This is a genomic window from Leptospira noguchii serovar Panama str. CZ214 (assembly GCF_000306255.2).
Classification (GTDB): Bacteria; Spirochaetota; Leptospiria; order Leptospirales; family Leptospiraceae; genus Leptospira; species Leptospira noguchii.
In genome coordinates this window covers 70,197-90,830 of sequence record NZ_AKWY02000004.1, presented here as the reverse complement: position 1 = coordinate 90,830, position 20,634 = coordinate 70,197, and the positions used below count along the sequence as shown (strand labels likewise).

Genomic DNA, 20,634 nt, shown 5'->3' with positions numbered 1-20,634 from the left:
ATCCTTTAACAGAAATTGATCTTTTTGTATTTTCAAATTGAAGAATGAACAAAGATCAATTCCTTTTACTTTGTAAAGATTTTTCCTTTGGATCCTGGAATGTTTTCTCCAGATTCTCTTGCAAATTCTTCGATCAGTTCTCTTTGTCTTCTTGTAATTTTTTTAGGAATTTCAATCTTCACGATTACGTGTTGATCTCCTTTTCCATAGGCGCCTAGATAAGGCATTCCGTGGCCTTTTAAACGGAAAACTTGGCCGGATTCTGTTCCTTCGGGAATTTTCATCTTTGCCTTTTTGCCGTCAATTGTAGGAACTTCAATTTCCGCGCCTAGAATTGCTTGAGCCAACGAAATCTTTCGAACTAGAATCAGATCGTTTCCTTGACGTTCGAAAAGTTCGTGTTTTTTGATATGGGTTACAACGTATAAATCACCATGAGGTCCACCGTTTGGTCCGGCTTCTCTTTCTCCAGAAACTTTCAGTCTGGAACCGGTTTCCACTCCGGGAGGAATTTTGATATTGATTGTTCTACGTTTTTCTTCAAGGCCTTGTCCACCGCAGGATTTGCAAGGGTTGGAAATGATCGTTCCTTTTCCTCTGCAGGTAGGGCAGGTTGTAGCTACGGAAAAAAATCCCTGTGTTCTTCTAATTTGACCCGAACCGCCGCAATCGGGACAAGTAGCAGGTGAACTTCCTTTACTCGCTCCTGAACCGTTACAATCTCCGCAAGATTCTAAACGTGGAATTTCAATTTTATATTCTCTACCAAGCGCTGCGTCTTCTAAGGAAACTTCTAAGTTATAACGTAAGTCGGAACCTCTTTGAGGACCGGATCTTCTTCCGCCTCCAAAGCCGCCGCTCCTACCGCCGCCTCCAAAGAAATCACCGAAAATATCTCCAAAGTCTCCGAAGATATCTGAAAAGTCAGTATAAGCCCCTTGGCCAAAACCTCCAGCTCCTCCACTGACGCCAGCCTTTCCAAATTGATCATAGGTCTGACGTTTTTTAGGATCTCTTAGAACCTCGTAGGCTTCGGTGGCTTCTTTAAATTTTTCTTCGGATTCCTTATTTCCCTTGTTCTTGTCGGGATGGTATTTAATCGCTAACTTGCGATACGCGGATTTGATTTCCTCGTCATTAGCGCTCTTCGAAACCCCAAGAATATCATAGTAACTTCTTTCACTCATTGTTTTATTCCAAACTTGTGTTGAACGTTTTGATCTTACTTTTCGACTTTGTTTTCAACACTTTCGATGATTCCAAAAAACCGCGTAAAAAGTTTTTAGTTTTATACGCGGTTGACTTAAAGCTTTTAGATGTTCCAAAACTTAAATTCTAACTCGTAAAATAAATCAAGAACCACAGTTATCAAATTCAGGATTTTGTAACCTAACAACCGTTATGCGTGAACGTTACACATACGTTTAAGTTTGATTATAAAATTTTAGTTCACAACTATGAAAATTTTCACAATGGTGAAATCTAAATTGATTCGCAAAACAATAACTATTGGATCCGATGATTCTCCTTCATTTACGAACTGAACTTCAAAAAACTTGCACGTGCTCTTTGCGAATCGTTTCGAAAAACTCACGTGTCAAATCGTTCCGCATTTTACTTTTTTTCATCGTCCACTACGGTATAATCCGCGTCGACGACCTTTTCTCCATTATTCGCAGAGTTGCCTTGATCGTTCGAGCCCGGGCCGTTGGGACCTCCTGCTGTGGCTTGTTCCGCTCCTGGTGCGCCTTGCGAATAAACTTTACTAGCGATATCGGTAGCGATTTTAGAAAGAGAAGCCTTTGCGGATTCTATTCTTGCTTTATCGTTACTTTCAATCGCTTCTCTTGCGCGTTTGATTTCGTCGGTTGCGAGTTGTTTTTCGCTCGTGCCAATTTTATCTCCCGCCTCGTTTACGGTTTTTTCCAAAGAATATGCAAGAGTATCTAACTCGTTCTTCGCTTCGATTACTTCTCTTTGGGCCTTGTCTGCGGCGGCGTGTGCTTCTGCATCTTTGACCATCTTTTGGATTTCGTCTTCGGATAATCCGGAAGAAGATTCGATTCTGATTTTTTGTTCTTTGCCGGTTCCAAGATCTTTTGCCGATACGTGAACGATTCCGTTTGCGTCTATGTCAAAAGTTACTTCAATTTGAGGAACTCCTCTCGGTGCGGGTGGAATTCCAATCAAATCAAAACGACCAAGAGTTCTGTTTGCGGAAGCCATTTCTCTTTCACCTTGTAAAACGTGAATCGATACCGCGGATTGATTGTCCGCAGCAGTGGAGAACACCTGCGATTTTTTAGTAGGAATCGTAGTGTTTCTTTCGATCAACTTGGTCATCACTCCTCCAAGGGTTTCGATTCCAAGCGAAAGAGGGGTTACGTCTAAAAGAAGAACGTCTGAAACTTCTCCCGCTAAAACTCCACCTTGAATTGCTGCACCGATTGCAACCACTTCATCCGGGTTTACAGATCTGTTTGGTTCTTTACCAAAGATTTGTTTTACTAGCTCTTGAACCGCAGGGATTCGGATGGAACCACCAACTAAAATCACTTCATTAATATCGGAAGCTTTTAGACCGGCGTCACGAAGAGCGTTCTCGCAAGGAATACGAGTACGATCTACAAGAGATTTTGTAAGTTGATCGAACTTGGCTCTGGTAAGAGTCATGTCCAAATGTTTTGGACCGGAAGCGTCCGCAGTGATAAACGGAAGATTGATCTGAGTGGACATTGTTCCTGAAAGTTCAATCTTTGCTTTCTCAGCGGCTTCTTTTAGTCTCTGGACCGTATTTTTATCTGCAGAAATGTCGATTCCGGTTTGATTTTTAAATTCGGAAATCATCCATTCCATGATCGCCATATCGAAGTCGTCTCCTCCGAGATGAGTATCTCCGTTTGTGGATTTTACTTCGAAAACACCGTCCGCGAGTTCCAAAATGGAAATGTCAAACGTTCCACCGCCTAGATCGTAAACCGCAATTTTAGAATTTACGTTTTTCTTATCAAAGCCGTAAGCAAGAGCGGCTGCAGTAGGTTCGTTGATAATCCTTTCTACTTCAAGACCTGCAATTCTTCCAGCGTCTTTAGTTGCCTGACGTTGTTCGTCATTGAAATAAGCTGGAACGGTAATTACCGCTTTGGTGACTTTTTGGCCTAAGTAATCTTCCGCGGTTTGTTTCATTTTCATGAGTACACGGGCGGAAATTTCTTGTGGAGTAAATTCTCCAGCAGAGGTTTCGAACTTAACTCCTTCGTTTCCAGAGCGAATTACCTTATAGGAAACGTGTTTCATTTCTGATTCACATTCGTTCAATCTACGTCCTATAAAACGTTTTGCGGAACGGATCGTATTTACCGCGTTTGTAATCGCTTGGTTCTTTGCGAACTGACCGATCAGAGTTTCTCCTTTTGCGGTAAATGCTACAATCGAAGGAGTGGTTCTTGCTCCTTCTGAGTTTTGAATAACGACCGGATCCCCACCTTCCATCACGGAAACGACCGAATTAGTTGTTCCTAAATCGATACCTATAATCTTTTCTTTGGACATTTGTTTTCTCCTTTATACTTCCTGAGATTCTAATTATGATTTCGGTTTACCGATTCGAACCCTTGCAGGTCGAAGTGTAAACTTGTCTTCGTTTTCCTTATAGTAATAACCCGGTTGATATACGTCTATTACGGTCTCTTCCGAATATTGATCTCCTTCTTCCGAAGAAAGAGCTTCCATAGACATAGGGTCGAACGATTCTCCTTTTGGATCGAAACGAATTACATTTGATTTTTCTAATACAGAATAAAACTCCTTTAGAATCATTGTAACTCCATCCACGAAAGGTTTTAATTCCTCCGAGTTAGTCTGAGTCGCGCCTACTCTTTCTAAGTTGTCAATTGGATTTAAAAATCCACTTACAAGAGATTTAACCGCTTCCTTACGGATTGAAACGAATTCCTGAGCTGAGCGACGTTTGAAGTTTTGAAATTCAGCCCTTTCTCTTGCCCAAGAATCTTTCAAAGATTCTATTTCTTTTTTTGCAGATTCCAATTCGGTTTGTAGTGAGGTTTCCGTCTCCGACGTTTTTATTGACTCAGTTTGTGCCGTTTCAGTTGATTCTTCAGAATTCATATTTTCTAATTTACTTTCCTCTAATGTTTCTGGTTGGGATTTCTTCCCGTTGGCCTTTACTTCTTCCGAAGTTTGGTTGTTTGATGTTTCGGCCATGATTTATTCTCCCTTATTTACTAATGCGAGTTACCATCTCGGAGACAAGTTTAGACGTAAAGTCAACAAGTGGTAAGGCTCTATTGTAATCCATTCTTTGCGGTCCAATAATTCCCAAGGCTCCGATTTTTTTCTCTCCCATTCTATAGTTGGAAGTGATGATAGAAACTCCGGACATACTTCTATCTCCGTCCTTTCCGATGATCGTAAATACTCCGTCTTGATCGATGTATTCGGAAAAAAATGCCTTTAAAAATCCTTGATCGTCCAAAAGAGAAAGAACTTGAGAAAGTTGTTGTTCTTCGTCTCTGAAATTCGCATAAAGATTTTTAAATCCATCTATATATAAAGTTACTTCGGAATTATCCGGCGTCATTGCGGAAGAAATCAGATCTGCGATCCTTGTAAAATTTTCCGGTCCGTCTTTTCGAGCCATCAGTATCGGAATTACTACATTCTGAATTTCGTATATATCATAACCTTTTAGATTATCATTTAGATATTTAGAAACCTGATAAAGAGCTTCCTGAGAATAATTCTGATCCACGAAAATATTTCTGTGTAATACGGTTCCCGATCTCATGACGAGTATCATTAGGATTTCGTCTCCACGTACGTGAATGAGTTCTATATGTTTTAGAGTATCTAAATTTTTTGCGGGTCCAATTACAATTCCTGCGGCGTTCGATAAAGAAGATAAAACCGAAGCGGTTGCCTTTAATATCTGATCGAGTTTAAACTGCATTTTCAGATATTCTTGTTGAATTCTTTGTTTTTCTTTCAGAGTCAGCTCATATAAAATTACAAGAGAATCTACGTAGAAACGATAACCTCTCTCTGTCGGAATTCTTCCGCCCGAAGTATGTTTGGAAGCAAGAAAGCCGAAGTCTTCTAAATCCTTCAATACGGTTCGAATTGAAGCAGGAGACAATCCTATGTCGTGTTTATCAAAAAGTGTCTTAGAGCCTACGGGCCGATTCTCTTGGATAAACTCATCTACAAGGGCTTTTAGAATTCTCTTATGGCGTTCTGTTAAATCCATCGGCTTCTGGCACTCTGAATGTTAGAGTGCTAATTTATACATTTAGTTTCTGAATTCCTCTAAAAAATGTCAAGGAAGAAAGTAATCTGATCCCATTTTGAGTTTGAAATACTGCTTTTTTAGCATTAAAAAGGGTAGAGTGCCGGAAAAATTTCAATTAAAGAGACATAAACTTCTTATTTGAGTATTAAAAGTGGTAACTTGGAGTTTCGATGAGATTTGTTGAGTTCCTACATTTCAAAGTTTTCTTAAGAACTTGTCCTGAATGTGGGAACTACCACGAATGTAGTAAAGAAATGTAAGCGAACAAAGAGGTTTAAATTGTGGGAACTACCATAAATCATGATTTTAAGAACAAATCTTAAAAGTTGTAGGAACTCATACTTTTTGAACATTCGTTTTTTATGATTTAATTTTGTGTGAGTTCCTAGTTTTGAAAATCTTTTGTAAAATCTTAATTTGCAGTAGTTCCCACATTTTAGGAATGAATCAATAAGATTCAGATCCCAACTTTTTTCAAAAAAATGAATCATGGATTTCTTAGGCTGAACTCACATTGTTTCACATTCTGAAAAGTGAACAAAATTTCCCTGGAAATTGTTTGGCAAGTTTCAATGTATTTTTGTAAGACTTCATCCGTATGATCATAAATTTTGGGATCAGGATAAGGGAGACTAATTCTTGCATCTGCCCCGGTAACAAATGGACAAGCTTTGTCCGCTGAAGAACAGACCATAACAGCGATAAATTTCTCATTCGGATTGATTGAGTCAGAATATAGTTTTGAGAATCCAAGAATCGGTTCCTGTTTTGCGTTAATTGCAACGGAATACTTTGGATTTTGATCCTTTTCATACTTTTTTTCTATTTTAAAACCAATATTCGTTAAAGCTTCTACTGAATTTTTGAAAAATGTGGTAACTTCTGTTCCTCCTGAGAAAGTTTGCACGTTCCTAATCCCAAGATATTCTGCAGATGCGTGAGCCAACATTTGAGCAATTTGGCTTCTTCGAGAATTATGTGTACAAACGAATAATAGTTTTACAAAATTATTTTTAGAGATTTCTTGTTTTATCTTTTTTGAAAATTTAAGTAAAATTTCCTTTCTAACTGCACTGATAAGAGAATATTCCGTTTCTCTATTCTTTAGAAATAGTTTCAGCGGCTCAAATAAATCGTTCATATATGATATTTCTCTGAATTATTTTTTATTTCACGTTACTCATCTCTACAGAATGGGCACCATTCATTTTGAGTCCAATCTCTGTTTTGAAGTAGAATTTTGGACACTCGGTTATATAGTTCTGAGTAGTAGTTTTTACTAAAACGTGAAAGGTTTGTTTCCCAAGTGTAAGATCTTTTTGAAATAAAAAAATGATAATATGTTTCTAAAATTCTATTTAGAATTTGTCCCAAAGTCTCAAAGAATTTTATACGATCATTCTTTAGAAATTTTTAATAAAATGCAGTAGTTCCTACAAATTAGGTCACATTTGACAATTTACTCTAACTTTCGAGCAGTTCTAACTCGTTCAATTTTCGTAATAGTTCCCACATTTATGAAACTAAAGCGTCTCACTTCTATTGGCGTTCGAAGAACTAAAGCAAACACCTCTATAGATCGGTGTTTAGGATTTGGGACAAGATCTAAATTATTCCAATACAACTTCAAAACAGATCTTTTCAAAATTTCAGTTTTAGTCGATCTTGTTATAAGAAGAATGAATTCCCGTAAAACTAGACTCACGATTTTATTTTCTTTTCTTTGTATTTTATTTTGTGTACTGATCGGAAGGGTTGTTTTTCTCACGTTTTGGAACGAACGAGAAGTGGTTCTAAAAACTGGAGATCGAATTATGAGAGGAACCATCTACGATCGAAGAGGAATTGAACTCGCGATGACCGTAGATTCCGCAACGATCGGAATTTATCCCGCAAATATCTACGATCCAAATTTTACTGCGGTTCAATTGGCTCCTTATTTAGATATGTCTCCCGAAAAGATCGAAGTCATGATTCGAGAAAAGAGTCGTTACTTTCTTTTAAAGAGAGAGATTGAAGAATCTCTAGGTAACAAAATTATGGATCTTGCCCTCCCGGGTGTAAGAAGAGAAAAAGAATACAAACGAGTTTATCCACACGGTAGTCTCGCTTCCAGCTTGATCGGTTTTACTGGTATGGACGATGATCGTGCGCTTTCCGGTTTGGAAGTTCAATTCAACCAAGACTTAATGACTCCAACTGAATCTGATTCTTCTAGAGGAAGTAATCTTCATCTAACGATCGACGGACTGATCCAATATAAACTTGAAAAGGCGCTCGGAAAAAGATTCGAAGAAACCGGTTCTAAAAAAGCCATTGGGATTTTGATGGAAATCAATACCGGAAAAATTCTTGCTTCTGCTTCTTTTCCCGCTTTTGATCCAAATCAGTACAACGAATCTGGAGAAGACTCTCATACAAACTGGGCGATTCGTCACGTCTACGAACCAGGTTCCACGATGAAAATTTTTTTGGCTTCCGTACTATTTAATGAAAATCTAATACGTTCGGATGAGAAGTTTTATTGTCCAGGATATGTAGAACTAGGGAAAATAAAAATCAAATGTACAGAAGCACACGGACATTTGAACTTAGAAGAGATACTTCAATATTCTTGCAATGTTGGAATTATCAAAGCTGCTCAAAAAATTCCAGAAACATTACTTTATGATTATATGAAGAAGTTTCAATTTGGAGAAAAAACTGGATTTCTACCGAACGAATCCGTAGGTTATTTTCCTCCTTTGAAAAAATGGACTCCGGCTACTTCTATGTTTATGGCGATTGGTCAAGGGATTTCGGTGACTCCGATTCAATTGGTTGCTTCCGCCGCTTCCGTTGTCAATGGGGGAAGGATGTTAACTCCTAGAGTGGTTTCTCATTTCAGCGATTCTTACGGAGAAATTCTTCACGAATTTAAAACTCAAGAGACTCCGATTGGAATTAGAGACTACACTACGGAAAAAATTCTCAGAGCGATGACTAGAGTGGTTCAATCCGGAACCGGAAAAAACGCTTACATTCAGGAATACTCGATTGCGGGTAAAACTGGAACCGGTCAAAAAGCAGTCTCCGGAAAGGGTTATGTGGAAGGTTTGTGGTCAGCTTCTTTTTTGGGATTTTTTCCAGCGGAACGACCTAAGATTGTGGGTTTGATTCTTTTTGATGAACCGAAAGGTGGAACTCATTCTGGAGGAGGTTTGGCCGCTCCGGTTTTTAAAGAAGTTGTGGAAAATATCATTCCAATTATCGAACAAGGAGAACGAACATTAAACGTTTCTCTTAAACATTTTCAAAGGAAGAATATAAAAGCGACTAACACGTATGAGATTCCAGATCTAATTGGAAAAAGCAAACGAGAAGTCTTGGAAATAATAAGACCTCTTGGAATTTCGGTTAAATTTCACGGAAGCGGATTTTGTTACGAGCAGGAGCCTACTCCTGGAAAAAAAATCGAAGACAAAAGGCTTAATTTGTATTTCAAGTAAATAATATATTCTAAAATTATGATATATTTGAATTCTTCGATTCTCGAAAAAAATTTAAAAAGTTTATCTGTTGTTTTCCCTTCGATACGGGAAAAAATTCTTAAATCGATTGAAACTTCTTCAAATGTATCCCAGTTAGAAGAAACCGATAGTTTAACTTCTACAGTGTTTTCCACCTCTCAGAGTGCGGCTTCTATTTCTCAGACTTCAATTTTTAGTTCTTTTTTAGAAATTAAAACCTCCAAAAACGGACATCCAGTTTTAATTGCGGACGGTATTGCGCTTCACAGTTTGATGGATCCGATCACAGAATCCAAACGCCTTTTAGAGGGTTTGAAAAAAGAAGACGAAGAAAGAGTGTTTCTTTTTTTTGGTGCTGGAATTGGTTATGTAGTTCAAGAAAGTTTAAAGTTTAAGAATGTAACCGCCGTTTGGATGGAAGTCTCTCCCGAAATTTTACGTTATGCGCTTTCTATTTCTGATTACTCGGATTTTTTAGAATCCGGTAAGCTTAAGATTTTATTATCTCCTATTTTAGAAGAAGATCTTTATTCCGCTTTTAGAGGAATTTCGGGTTTTCCGATTAGTTTTATTCCGCATCGTGGGAGTAATCGATGGAAAAAAGATTTATACGAAGAACTACGTTTTATTTCTGAGAGTTTTTTTCATAAGAAGGACGTGAATATTTCCACTCTAACTCGTTTTGAAAAGATCTGGACTCGGAATTTTATTTCCAATCTTCCTAAACTTGTGTCTATGCAACCGATTCGTTCTTTATTCGGAATTTGTAAAGGTAAGGCGGACGTTCTCGTTTGTGGGGCCGGACCTTCTTTAATTCTTTCTTTGAATGATATTAAGGCCTATAGAAAAAATCTGATTTTAATCGCGGTGGATACTGCTTTGATGGTTCTTTGGAATTTTGGAATTGATCCGGATCTAGTTTTTTCTGTCGATCCTCAGGCTCTTAATACAAAATATTTGGAAGGTTATAATGGCAATGCTAAGATCGTTTTTGATCCTACTTCTTCGTATCATTCTTTAAGGCTCCCAGGTAAATTTAAAAACGGTTTTTTTACTTCTTCTCCCTTCCCTTTAATTAAGATTTTTTCTTCCAAACCAGAAGAAGAAATCGGTGCAGTTGATTTTGGCGGTTCTGTTTCGACTAACGCTGTCAGCCTTGCAGAAAAAATGGAAGCGAGAAATATTCTTCTTGTAGGTCAGGATCTGTCTTTCCCAAACAAACTTGCACATTGTAAGGGCGCAGTTTTAGAAGAAAGACTTAATCATATCGAATCCAGAAAACTGAGAAGAGAATATCATAACCATAAACAGATGACTGCCCTTCCAGTAAAAAAAGCGGCTTCGATCCGAGGTGGAGAAATTAGAACCAACGAAAAACTTCTCATTTTCAAAAAATGGTTCGAGGAACATCCTAAAAAAAATCCTTGGTTCAATTTTGGAAAAGAAGGTGTTGTTTTACACGGGATTCCCAATGTGGACTTTTCAAAATACATTCAAGAAAATGAATGTGATTTTGGGTTTGTGGAATCAATTCGAAACCACATTTTTTTTATCTCCGAAAAAGAACTCGAATCCGATTTGCAGTCTAATTTTTTAAAGGAAAAAGCTCCTCTCGAAAAAAAAGACAGCGAAGATTTTTTTGACTATAAACCTTATCGTGTACAAAAATCCGTTAGTAAAATAAATTCATTTTTAAAAGACGAAGAGGATGTTGCACAAAACTTTTCTCGATTTATGTCGAAGGAAAAAATTCTTTCCGAATTAAACGTGTTATATGATCAATTGAATGTTTTTATTGAAAAAGTAACTCAAGGTAGAATTCTTTCGGATCGTTTGTATTTTCAAGTAAAAGAAGAAAACCGTTTTAAAGATCAGATTCTAAAAAATTTAAAAGAGATGGATCGTATTGATGAAGAGGTTTCTTCCCGTAAAGGACTTACAGAAATTTTAGGTTTGAGTATTCAAAGAACCGTTTTAATGATTACAGAAGGTTACGAAGGTGGTCTGACTTTGGAAGAAAAGAAAAACGAAAGATTAGGAATTGCTAAGAAAAGTTTTCTTTTGTATCAAGGTTTAGAAGAAGCTTGTAAACTTCATTCTAAGTTGATTTTAAAAACGATCTTATGTATGAAACTCGACTAAAATTGAATTTTGAGTTTGATTCAAAACTTCGAAAAGATAATCTTTTAGAAATTTTTAGACGTTGTCTCAAAAATCTTAGAATTCGGTATTTTTGCACAAAGATAAAATTTTATTCAAAAACCTTAGATCAATCTTCAATAAATAAAATGCAGTAGTTCCCACATTTATAGAGACATAAAACAAAGATTATACGAAACACAGTATTTGTTTTAAAATCGTAAAAGAATTTGAAATCATTTTTGTGGAAACGGTGAGAGTTCCCACAAAATAATCGCTCTGACAACCTATACTATATTCATTTTTTATGATTGGAGTTCCTACATTTTTAAAACTTCTCTGTAAAACTCAGATTTACAAGGGGAGTTCCCACAGATTTTGTTTTTTGCAATAAGATTGACTTTTACAAAACGAGTTTTTTACGAACTTATGTTTTCAAATATTGAATGAAGTCTACAAAAATGTATAAGATAATCTAAAAAGAATTTGTCTTTTACCGGTTCCGATAAACTTGAATTACTAGAGTTATTGAAAAATCTCGTAATTCAAGTTTAACAAAACTGTTTCAATTGATCGTTTTTATCAAAGAGAAACTGATAGAAGAATTAATTTTTTAATAACTCTACTGTAAAAGTTTATTATAAATACCGTTTAACGTGTGTTTGGCGTATTTCAACGCGAAAGGGATCGATGAATGAACTAAAGCAAAACGCTTTCCTGAACTCAATGCATCGCTCCCTAAGGGTCGCTCTGCAGGGTTGCGTTAACTCAGCAAAACGCTTTTTACGAAAGCGTTTTAGGGTCAAAAACACACATTTTTCAAGTGTTCCGACAAGAATGAGTCTTTTTACTTGCAAAAAGTATGTTTTTCTGATAGAGAAAAATCTTCCGAACTTCTCCACCTCCGCCCCCACCCAAAAATAAGGGTGGGAACTCAGTTTTACAGAGGATTTGTCGTAATTCTCACAGATTTAATATTGAGATCCAAATACTTGATGGGGTTGGTTATCACTCCCCATGGGTCGTCAGGTTATGACTTTCTAAGTGTCGTTCGAAGCACTAAAGCAAATGCCTGTAGGTTTTGGGACGGTTTTAAAATCTTATCGTGATCAAGTTAATAAAATTGCCTATTTTTTTAAAGAATAATATTTTTATTATATTCTAGTAATTTAAAATGTATTTGTGTTTTAAATTTTGTGATTTGTTTAAGTAGGATTGAAATTATTTTTAATATATTAATAATATTGAATTTAGAAACTTATTCAGTTTTGCTTGAAATTATGAGAACCTTTATAAAATAAGCTATCTTACTACTCGGACACATAAATAGAATACTTGGGTTGATTGTTTCAAAAATTTGAATGTTTTGGTCTTGCTCTAAAATGCCGTAAATCGCGAATTTACAGCATTTTTTAAGTACTGCTATTTTTTTGCAAAAAACAATTCCAAAACAAAATATTGGTAATTTGTTATCTGATTTTGAGTAAAGATTTAAAAAATATACGTTCTGTTTTACAAGTCGTCTAAAAACAGTTTATGATTTTTCTGGAAAAATTTCCAGAAAAATTAGAATGGTTTTTAAATCTTGGAGTACAAAACTTAGGATGATAAGAATGATCATTTCCATTGACTTTAGAGAAATTCTTTTTTAACTTGAATTATGAGCAAAGAAGAAAAACTGAAAAGACTGGGTCTGATGCAATCCGAGGTTTCTGCATGTAAACTTTGCAAACTTGAAACCACTCGTACTCAAACAGTTTTTGGAGAAGGAAACCCAGATGCGGAATTGGTTTTTATTGGAGAAGGTCCAGGTAAACAAGAGGACCTTACTGGTCGTCCTTTTGTCGGAAAGGCGGGCGAACTTTTGACAAGGATTATAGAAAAAGGGATGGGAGTTCCGAGAGAGTCCGTTTACATCGCCAACATTGTAAAATGTAGGCCGACCGTAGATATGAAGTTTGAAAAGGATAGGCCTCCTGAAGAAGAGGAAACCAGAGCTTGTGCTCCGTATCTTTTAAGACAACTTGAGATTATTCAACCGAAGGCGATTGTTACATTAGGAAATCCTTCTACAAGATTTATCTTAAATACTAAAGAAGGAATTACTAAGATAAGAGGAACCTGGGGATCTTTTTTTGGGATTCCTGTGATGCCTACTTATCATCCTAGTTTTGTAATTCGAAACGGAGGAGAGAACAGCCCTCTCAAACGAGACGTCTGGGAGGACATTAAAAAGGTTATGGATTTGTTGGGTTGGAAAAAACCTTCGTAGTTTCTTTTAACCAATCTGCAATTTTCTGATAAATATCGGAGGGCGCGTCTTCGTAGGCGAAAAGTCCTAGATGATCATAATCGATCGAAGTTCCATTGTCCCTTCCCGCTTCCCAGTATTCTTTTTTTCCCTTTTTTCTTTGATAGACCGGATGGATACTTTCGGTAGGAGATACGTTGTCGATTTTACCTCCGATAAAAAGTGTAGGAAAGTTAGACGTTTCAAATGGTTCCCAGTTTTTCGGGTTTTCTTCCAAGGTTGGCAAATAGTTAATAAGATTCTGATATACGAATAGAGTTGTAGGATCGTCCTCGTCCAAAGAGATAAAACGTTTACAGAAATGATCTTTGTTTTTACAAGAAGCGCTTAAGTCAGTTCCTAATCTTTTTTCGGCTTTCATCCGTTCCAGAAAACTATCATTGTATTTGTAGTCCATTCCAGTTCCTAAAAAAAACGCTTTAGAAACATCTGATACTTTTTTAGATTTCAAAGAATATAATATAGATTGGCCTCCTAAAGAAATTCCACCCAGAAAAAGTTCTTTTTTACCGGTAACTTTTTGGATTTTTGCAATAACTTCGGGAATTAGATTTTCTCCCACTTCTTTTAAGTTTACGGATTTATAATCTTCGAAGTGTAGTAGCCAAACCGAAAAGCCGTTTCCGTTTAATACTCCGATCAATCCGGATTTACTTCCGAGATAAAGAGCCTTTTTGTTGATAAACACCGGATCTATTAAAAGTATCGGAGGGCGAGAGGAATTTTCATAGGAAAAGGTAGTTAAAAATACGTTTGGTCCTAGATTTGCGGTTTGTGAAACGAATTTTTGTTCTGTAATGACCACATAACGTGTACAGCTCAAAAAAGTGATTAGGCAGAATAAGATTGATAGTTTTTTTATAGGTTTCATTTTTAAATCCAAAATAAAATTATAAATTCTTTTTAAGACGAGTTTAGAGTCGTTTTTAAAACTTTTTGTTTTTGAGTTTATTGTCTTCATTTAGATTTTTGTTCTGACTTCTAGATTTATGATTTAACCAATCAGAACTTTCTATTTTTTTGTGTAAGTTCCCACAATTGAATTTTTGATCCAAGTTTTTTCTCTTTGATTTTGAGTTCATAAAAATACATTAGATTATTCTAATTTCTTTTATCCAACCAAGTAGTAATAGGAACAAAAATATCTTTATCTGCATTTTTGCCGACGATCAAATCCGTGTGACCGTAATCTTCAGAATGATTGTTCGCTTTGGAGATGATAAAAAGTGTTTTGTCTTCTGAGGAAATTTTGTCGTATACATACCGAATTGAATAAGTTGTTCCTAATTTATCCCTTCTTCCGGAAATTAACAAAGTAGGAATTTTGATATTTTTGAGTCCGTTTGAATAGGAAATTTTATGATCTAAACTTCGAATTTCTCCGTTTTCTACAAAGTCTTGAAACTGAAGAACTTCCTTTTCGGTTCCAGGATTCATTGAAGTCGTTTTTATTCCGGAAAGAATCAAAGGATCTACGTTCTCTTTATGCCATAAAAGTTCTTCCAAAGATTTTTTTGGAAGAAATGGAATTCCGGTTCCTCCTTGTATGCTCATCCAAGTTTCTGCTGGAACTACCGGCCAAAGATTACTCAACCAACTAAGTGAAGCCAAATTTTTGATAGAAGCGCTCGGAGAATCTAAGATTCCAGAAGATCCTATCGTGACTAAGTTGGCGATTCTTGTTTCTCCAAAACTTCCAATTCTTGCATAAGCGATTACACCCCCCATACTATGGCCGATCCAATTTACCTTGTCTTTTCCAGTAGCATTTAACACGTGTTTGATGGCAGTATCTGCGTCGTATTGTATATAGTCGTCTACTCCGTAAGTAAATTTTTTGTCTCCAAAAAACAAGGAAGGATAACCCGCGTCTCTTCTTCCTCTTAGATCCAATAACCAAACGTCGTAACCTTCCTTTTGAAGTCTTCCGACAATCGAACTTTTTTCGTTGATCTTCAAGTAGGTTCTATTGGCCATCCATCCGTGACAAAGTATAACCGGATATTTTTTAGAAGGAGAGTCTAACGCAGGTGGAAAATGTTCTAAGGTCAGATCCCAATCGTCCGACGTTTTAGGATGATGAATTTCCCCTTGGAGTTGTATAGTCGTTTTACATTGAAAGAGGAAAATTCCCAAAACAAAAATTTGGAATATTCTTAGGATGTTTGTATTCATTAGTAAATCAGATTATAGATTTTTTTAGAAAGGATCAAGTAGAAATTCATAATATAAATTAGATCTCGTCGTAAAAATAATTTATCTTTGTTTAAAACATCTTGTTTTAAGTCTTTTTATTAATAGAGGTGTTGAAAAATTAATTTTCTTTTGCTTTTCATTAGAACAAAATGGATAATAGAATTTAAAAATTAATTCTCCATCGGATTCTGTTTCATGGCAACGGTCAATTGAATCAGTTTTGTTGATCGTCCCTATGGATTTTTTTAACCATTCTAATCTCTATAAAATAGAATACCGTAAATTTGGGACAAGTCAGTTTAGAAACGGACTTTATTTTATAGTTCTGAATATTTTTTTTAAAACGGCTTTTAATTTGTGTTTTTGACTTTAAAACCGGTTTTGAGATATTTTTCAATTTTAGGTTTGATCACATAATGACAGTAAGACTGTTCTGGGTTGGTTTTAAAGTAATTTTGATGATAGTTTTCGGCTGGATAGAATTCTTTTAGTTCTTCTACTTGAGTTACAATCGGATTTGAAAAACGTTCTTCTGTTTTTTGAATTGATTCTTCGACTTGTTCTTTTTGTTCTTTAGAGTGATAAAGAATGATGGATCGGTATTGAGTTCCTATATCGTTTCCTTGTCGGTTGAGTGTAGTAGGATCGTGGCTGATCCAAAAAACTTCTAAGATTTCTGTATAACCGATGATTTTAGGATCGAAAGAAATTTGAATCACTTCTGCGTGTCCAGTGGTGCCGGAACATACGGAGCGATAATCCGGATTTTTTGTCCTTCCTGCCGCGTAACCGGAAGTTACCGATTCTACTCCTTCTACCATTTGATATACCGCTTCGAGACACCAAAAACAACCGCCGCCTAATGTTGCTTGTTCCATAGGAGACGATTCGAGCTTAGAATGGAAAGGTTGCAAGTAGTTTTGAAAAATGTTTTTTTAAAAGTGGTAGTTCCCACAGATTACGTCGCCTAGAAATCGTTCCTGTTTTGTAACAATCTTTTTTGCAATTTGATTTTTGTAATAGTTCCCACATTCCAAGATTGTTTTGATAATTTCTGTAATTTTCAAACCCAGAAAGCAAATTTCTCTAAATTCTAAATGGAAATAAGTGGTAGTTATCATATTTTCAAAGTTTAGAAAAATCTTATGTTTTTTAAAAGTGGTAGTTCCCACACGTTTGGAAAATCGGGCTTGAAAAAATAGATTATATTTTAACCGAAATCGCAAAAACGATAAACTTTTCTTCTTTGGATTTGGATCGATCTCGATCAAAAACCGCGTCGTAAGAACGAAAATATCTTCCTTCCAGTCGAACCAAGGCATTTTCGTTTGGAATATAATCCAAAGTAATCGTTGCACCTGAAGTTAAAAATCCGTTTTTAGAACCGGTTTGAATGATCGTTTGTTCAGGATCAAACATCCTTTCTAAACGTAAAGAAGTCCTGAATTTTTCAACCGGTCTCCAAGTAATCCAAAACGTTCCATGATACCATTGCCTATAAGCCTGGGTGCCTGGATCCGGAACCCTTTGAATTCCTACGTCCCCAGAACCTGCGATAATAAAATGTTTCGTAAAATGATATTGAAGAATTAAATTATTATAATATCTTGTTTGACGAGCTTGACTATCGGGAGCTTCGTTTCCCACGAAAGTATTGTGAGTGATTTTAAGCTTATCTGTAATTTTATAATCGATTTGAGAACCAATCGCCTTATCTTTGTTAGTTTCCGTGATGTTTGACCAGCCGTTCATCAGATGAAATTGAAAAGAAAGTTTTTCTGAATATTGAAACGAAAGTCTAAAACCGCTCGAATAATAAGGCACGTAATCCAGAGCGAGTGCCCTGGAATAATTCCAGTTATTGTGAGAGATCCAGCTTTCAAGTCCGATATTGCCAAAATAAATACCCCCGTCTAACCATAGATTTTTTGCTAGTTTGATTCCGGCATAAGCTTCTTGAATATTTCTTACCGAAATTTCATTGGAATTCTTTTCCGAATTGACTTCGTTTTTATAATTCGAATTTACAGAATTTCCAAATTGAAAGGCGACTCTACCTCTATATTGATCCGTTTCGATCTTACCGTCTATGTAAGCAAGGTTAACGTTGATTTCGTCCCAACGTGCGGGTTGAGTGAGATAACGGTTGTCTCTTGAACTTGAACGATAAGGATTGTGAGCGTAATAAGAATCGATAAAAAAGCCGAATTTAGGAATCTGTTTGTTCTCTTCCGGACTTTCTTTGGAATGATCATTTTTTTCAATCTCGTCTTTAGATTGAAAATCTTCGTTTTGTATCTGTGAAGAATCCTTATCGATTGATTTTTCATTTGTTGGCGATTGAAGATTTGTCAAAGAGGTTTGCAATAAGTCAGAACCTATTGGAGAAGAGTCGGAATTTTTTTTGTTCCGGATATTAGTAGAGAAGATATGAGAAGAATTTAGAACTTTTCCTTTTGTTTGAGACGTAGATGAATCTGTTTTTTGAGAATCCGCAGATAAGTGAAAGATAGAAATGAAGAAATATAGGATTGTAAAAATATATTTTTGAAAACCTAGTTTGTTCAATAAATTTTTTATTATAAAATTTGAACCGAATTTAATTTGAGTCCATATTTTAGAACATTCTAATTTTTGAAAATTCCATTTTTGTGTCATGATAAAAGTATATAAAATTGAACTCTTGTAGACAAGTCCCGAAACTACAATTTGGAATTAGAATTTTCTTTTAGAAGTTAAGAAATGGTTAAGAGAACGTTCTATAACATCCAAAGAAAACGATTCTACTACTGATCTCTATAAAATTGAGTATCGTTAATTTTATCACAAAACACTGATTCCATGCAAAATATTAGGCACTTTATTATATAGTTATGAGTAATATCCTATAAAATCGAGTACCGTAAATTTTGATTACAAAACCCTGTTTCAGCTCAAAATACGGGGTATTTTATTTTATAGTTATAAGTAGAACTTTAAAATAGAATATTCAAAATTCTGTCTCTAAAACTAGGACTCGTCTTAAAAATCATGAGACCTGATTGTGTAAGGAGCAGTGAAAAAATCGATTTTCGCATAAATTTGTAATTCATCAAATTAAAAATTCATTTTATAGAAATTTACTTAAGAAAATTTTTCAAGTTATGGATTTTGAATTTGTTTCGTTTTTAAAAAAGGTTTAAAGACTTCTATTCTTTTTAAGTTCGTTTTTTTACTTCTCTTTGTCTTTCTGTCTTTTATACTGACTGATTTAAGGGAGAATACAATGATTCAAAATAATTATTTTTCGGACAATCAAGACATCCAGGATCATTTTGTACACATTCTACCTTGGACAGAAATTATACTCGATTACGAAAACGATTTTTCCGGTGTTGCAGAGGGAGGGCCTTCTAATCCTTCCGAAGCAAAAGAATATTATAAAACCGTGTTGGATACAGTCGGAGATTTGGCCGGAAATATACTTTCGCCTCACGTTGCCGACTTGGATCGAGAAGGTTTAAAATTTAAAGATGGAAAAGTAGAATTTCCTCCCAAGATGCTTGAATTGGTTTCCAAAGTTGTAGAGGCGGGAGTTCAAGCCTATGGATTTTCTAGAAAATACGGAGGATTAGGAATTCCTTGGACGGTAAAATCTTTTATATCGGAAATTTTCTATAGAGTGGACGCGTCACTCGCCATTGCCATCGGATGTGTGAATCTTGCGGAAATTTTAGAACGTCATGCGACCGAGGAAATGAAGAACGATTGGATACCACGTCTTGCCGATGGAAAGTTTGTTTGTGCGATGGGACTTACCGAACCGGATCACGGTTCTGATCTTTCCAATTTAAGAACTAAAGCCACAAAAGATAAAGAAGGAAATTGGATATTAAACGGAACCAAACGTTTTATTACGCATGGTTGTGGGTTCGGAGATCTTCCCGCAGTTTTATTGACACTGGCTCGTTCTGGCGAAATAAATTCCGGTGCGAGAGGGCTTTCTTTTTTTCTAGTCCAAAGTACGGATGTTCAAATTGCAGGAATCGAAAATAAACTTGGACTTCATTGTTCCCCCACTTGTGAGGTGGTTTTTGAAAATTCTCCAGGACTTTTGATCGGTGAAGAAGGTTACGGACTTATAAAATATACGATGGGAATGTTAAACGGAGCTAGAATGGGGATCGCACAACAATCTACCGGTCTTGCAACTGCAGCATATTATGAATCTCTAAAATACGCAAAAGAAAGGATTCAATTTGGAAGACCTTTGATAGAAATCCCCGCGGTGAAAAAGATATTGGATCGGATCGAAAGAGAAACTTACGCGATGAGATGTCTAACGCTGGAAGGTTCTAGAGTGATGGATCATTATTATTGGAGAGCAATTCGACTTGAAAAACAAGGAGCTACAGAAAAGGAAATTAAAAACGATACAGTGGTTCGGTATTGGGAGAAAATTGCAAATGTGCTTACGCCGATTAGTAAGTATTATTGCTCTGAGTCTTGTTTGAAGGTGGTCAATGACGCGCTTCAGATTCATGGTGGTTCGGGTTATACAGAAGATTATGATATTTCTAGAATTTATAGAGACGCAAGGATCGTTACGATCTATGACGGAACTTCTCAGATTCAAGTCAATGCGTGTATCGGAGGAATCACTTCCGGATTGACTCATACGTTTGGGGAATACATATCTGAATTAATAAGCCGATCTGATTCTTCTTTGACTCACAAACTGTTTTACGGATTTCAAGAGTTGGTAAAACTTTATAAGGAACTTCCGGAAAGAGAAATGAAGGATACGTATGCGGAGGAGATCGTATTGACTTGTTCCAGACTTTTGGCGGGAGTTTTATTTGAATTTTCTTGTAAAAGGCTTCCAGAAGATAAAAAGTTGCTTCGGCTCAAACACGTAAAAGATTATCATATAGATACTCTTTCTGTTTTGGAAGGGAATCTTTCAAAATTAAAAGAAGTAAACGAAATTAAGATTTTATAATTGTACGATTTGCTTGGAAAATTAACTTTCTTTTTTTATTGTATGGATGTATAAAACTGTGAATTTTTATAATTTTAGAGTTTGTTCTTAAAATCGTGATTTGCAGTAGTTCCCACAGATTAGCCACATTACCAATTTTTAAACATTTACTTTTTGTACGAGTTCCCACATTTTAGCAATCGACCGTAAA

Annotated in this window: 13 protein-coding genes; 4 read left to right on the top strand and 9 right to left on the bottom strand. The window is 36.0% G+C overall.

Annotated elements, in window-relative coordinates; translation table 11 throughout:
* Positions 1 to 65: 65 nt before the first annotated feature.
* The 5 genes from dnaJ to LEP1GSC059_RS02070 all read right to left on the bottom strand — a co-directional run bounded on the left by dnaJ (position 66) and on the right by LEP1GSC059_RS02070 (position 6,449).
* A complete protein-coding gene (gene dnaJ, locus LEP1GSC059_RS02090; RefSeq protein WP_017215349.1) occupies positions 66 to 1,187 on the bottom strand; it encodes a molecular chaperone DnaJ in 1,122 nt (373 codons plus the stop codon).
* 427 nt (positions 1,188 to 1,614) lie between these two features.
* Complete coding sequence (gene dnaK, locus LEP1GSC059_RS02085; RefSeq protein WP_002178079.1) at positions 1,615 to 3,552, bottom strand: molecular chaperone DnaK; 1,938 nt, start codon at positions 3,550 to 3,552, stop codon at positions 1,615 to 1,617.
* A gap of 33 nt (positions 3,553 to 3,585) precedes the next feature.
* Complete coding sequence (gene grpE / locus LEP1GSC059_RS02080) at positions 3,586 to 4,224, bottom strand: nucleotide exchange factor GrpE (RefSeq protein WP_017215350.1); 639 nt, start codon at positions 4,222 to 4,224, stop codon at positions 3,586 to 3,588.
* Positions 4,225 to 4,237: 13 nt separating this feature from the next.
* On the bottom strand, positions 4,238 to 5,266 hold the full coding sequence (hrcA, locus tag LEP1GSC059_RS02075; RefSeq protein ID WP_017215351.1) for a heat-inducible transcriptional repressor HrcA: 1,029 nt from the start codon (positions 5,264 to 5,266) through the stop codon (positions 4,238 to 4,240).
* A gap of 529 nt (positions 5,267 to 5,795) precedes the next feature.
* The gene (locus LEP1GSC059_RS02070) at positions 5,796 to 6,449 is read right to left on the bottom strand and encodes a low molecular weight phosphatase family protein (protein WP_017215352.1); all 654 of its coding nucleotides are present in this window, start codon (positions 6,447 to 6,449) and stop codon (positions 5,796 to 5,798) included.
* 538 nt (positions 6,450 to 6,987) lie between these two features.
* Between LEP1GSC059_RS02070 and LEP1GSC059_RS02065 the strand changes: the two genes are divergently transcribed.
* From LEP1GSC059_RS02065 to LEP1GSC059_RS02055, 3 genes are all read left to right on the top strand, one after another.
* Positions 6,988 to 8,796: a penicillin-binding protein gene (locus LEP1GSC059_RS02065; protein ID WP_017215353.1), complete on the top strand. Its 1,809-nt coding sequence runs from the start codon at positions 6,988 to 6,990 to the stop codon at positions 8,794 to 8,796.
* Positions 8,797 to 8,814: 18 nt separating this feature from the next.
* Positions 8,815 to 10,959, top strand: coding sequence for a motility associated factor glycosyltransferase family protein (locus tag LEP1GSC059_RS02060; protein WP_017215354.1), 2,145 nt, complete (start codon positions 8,815 to 8,817; stop codon positions 10,957 to 10,959).
* A 1,657-nt stretch (positions 10,960 to 12,616) separates the two neighbouring features.
* Positions 12,617 to 13,228 carry a uracil-DNA glycosylase gene (locus LEP1GSC059_RS02055; RefSeq protein WP_002178084.1) on the top strand — a complete coding sequence of 204 codons (612 nt, stop codon included), beginning with the start codon at positions 12,617 to 12,619 and terminating at the stop codon, positions 13,226 to 13,228.
* Here LEP1GSC059_RS02055 and LEP1GSC059_RS02050 read toward each other — a convergent pair.
* The 4 genes from LEP1GSC059_RS02050 to LEP1GSC059_RS02030 form a co-directional block, all read right to left on the bottom strand.
* Positions 13,194 to 14,228, bottom strand: a complete 1,035-nt coding sequence (locus LEP1GSC059_RS02050; RefSeq protein WP_017215357.1) for an alpha/beta hydrolase — start codon at positions 14,226 to 14,228, stop codon at positions 13,194 to 13,196. The two genes, LEP1GSC059_RS02055 and LEP1GSC059_RS02050, sit on opposite strands and share 35 nt — an antisense overlap.
* A 140-nt stretch (positions 14,229 to 14,368) precedes the next feature.
* Positions 14,369 to 15,442, bottom strand: a complete 1,074-nt coding sequence (locus LEP1GSC059_RS02045) for an alpha/beta hydrolase (RefSeq protein WP_004446798.1) — start codon at positions 15,440 to 15,442, stop codon at positions 14,369 to 14,371.
* A 371-nt stretch (positions 15,443 to 15,813) separates the two neighbouring features.
* On the bottom strand, positions 15,814 to 16,341 hold the full coding sequence (msrA, locus tag LEP1GSC059_RS02040) for a peptide-methionine (S)-S-oxide reductase MsrA (RefSeq protein WP_020980179.1): 528 nt from the start codon (positions 16,339 to 16,341) through the stop codon (positions 15,814 to 15,816).
* A 325-nt stretch (positions 16,342 to 16,666) separates the two neighbouring features.
* Positions 16,667 to 18,121, bottom strand: a complete 1,455-nt coding sequence (locus LEP1GSC059_RS02030; protein WP_017215361.1) for a porin — start codon at positions 18,119 to 18,121, stop codon at positions 16,667 to 16,669.
* 607 nt (positions 18,122 to 18,728) lie between these two features.
* Between LEP1GSC059_RS02030 and LEP1GSC059_RS02025 the strand changes: the two genes are divergently transcribed.
* On the top strand, positions 18,729 to 20,444 hold the full coding sequence (locus LEP1GSC059_RS02025; RefSeq protein WP_002178125.1) for an acyl-CoA dehydrogenase family protein: 1,716 nt from the start codon (positions 18,729 to 18,731) through the stop codon (positions 20,442 to 20,444).
* Positions 20,445 to 20,634: the final 190 nt, after the last annotated feature.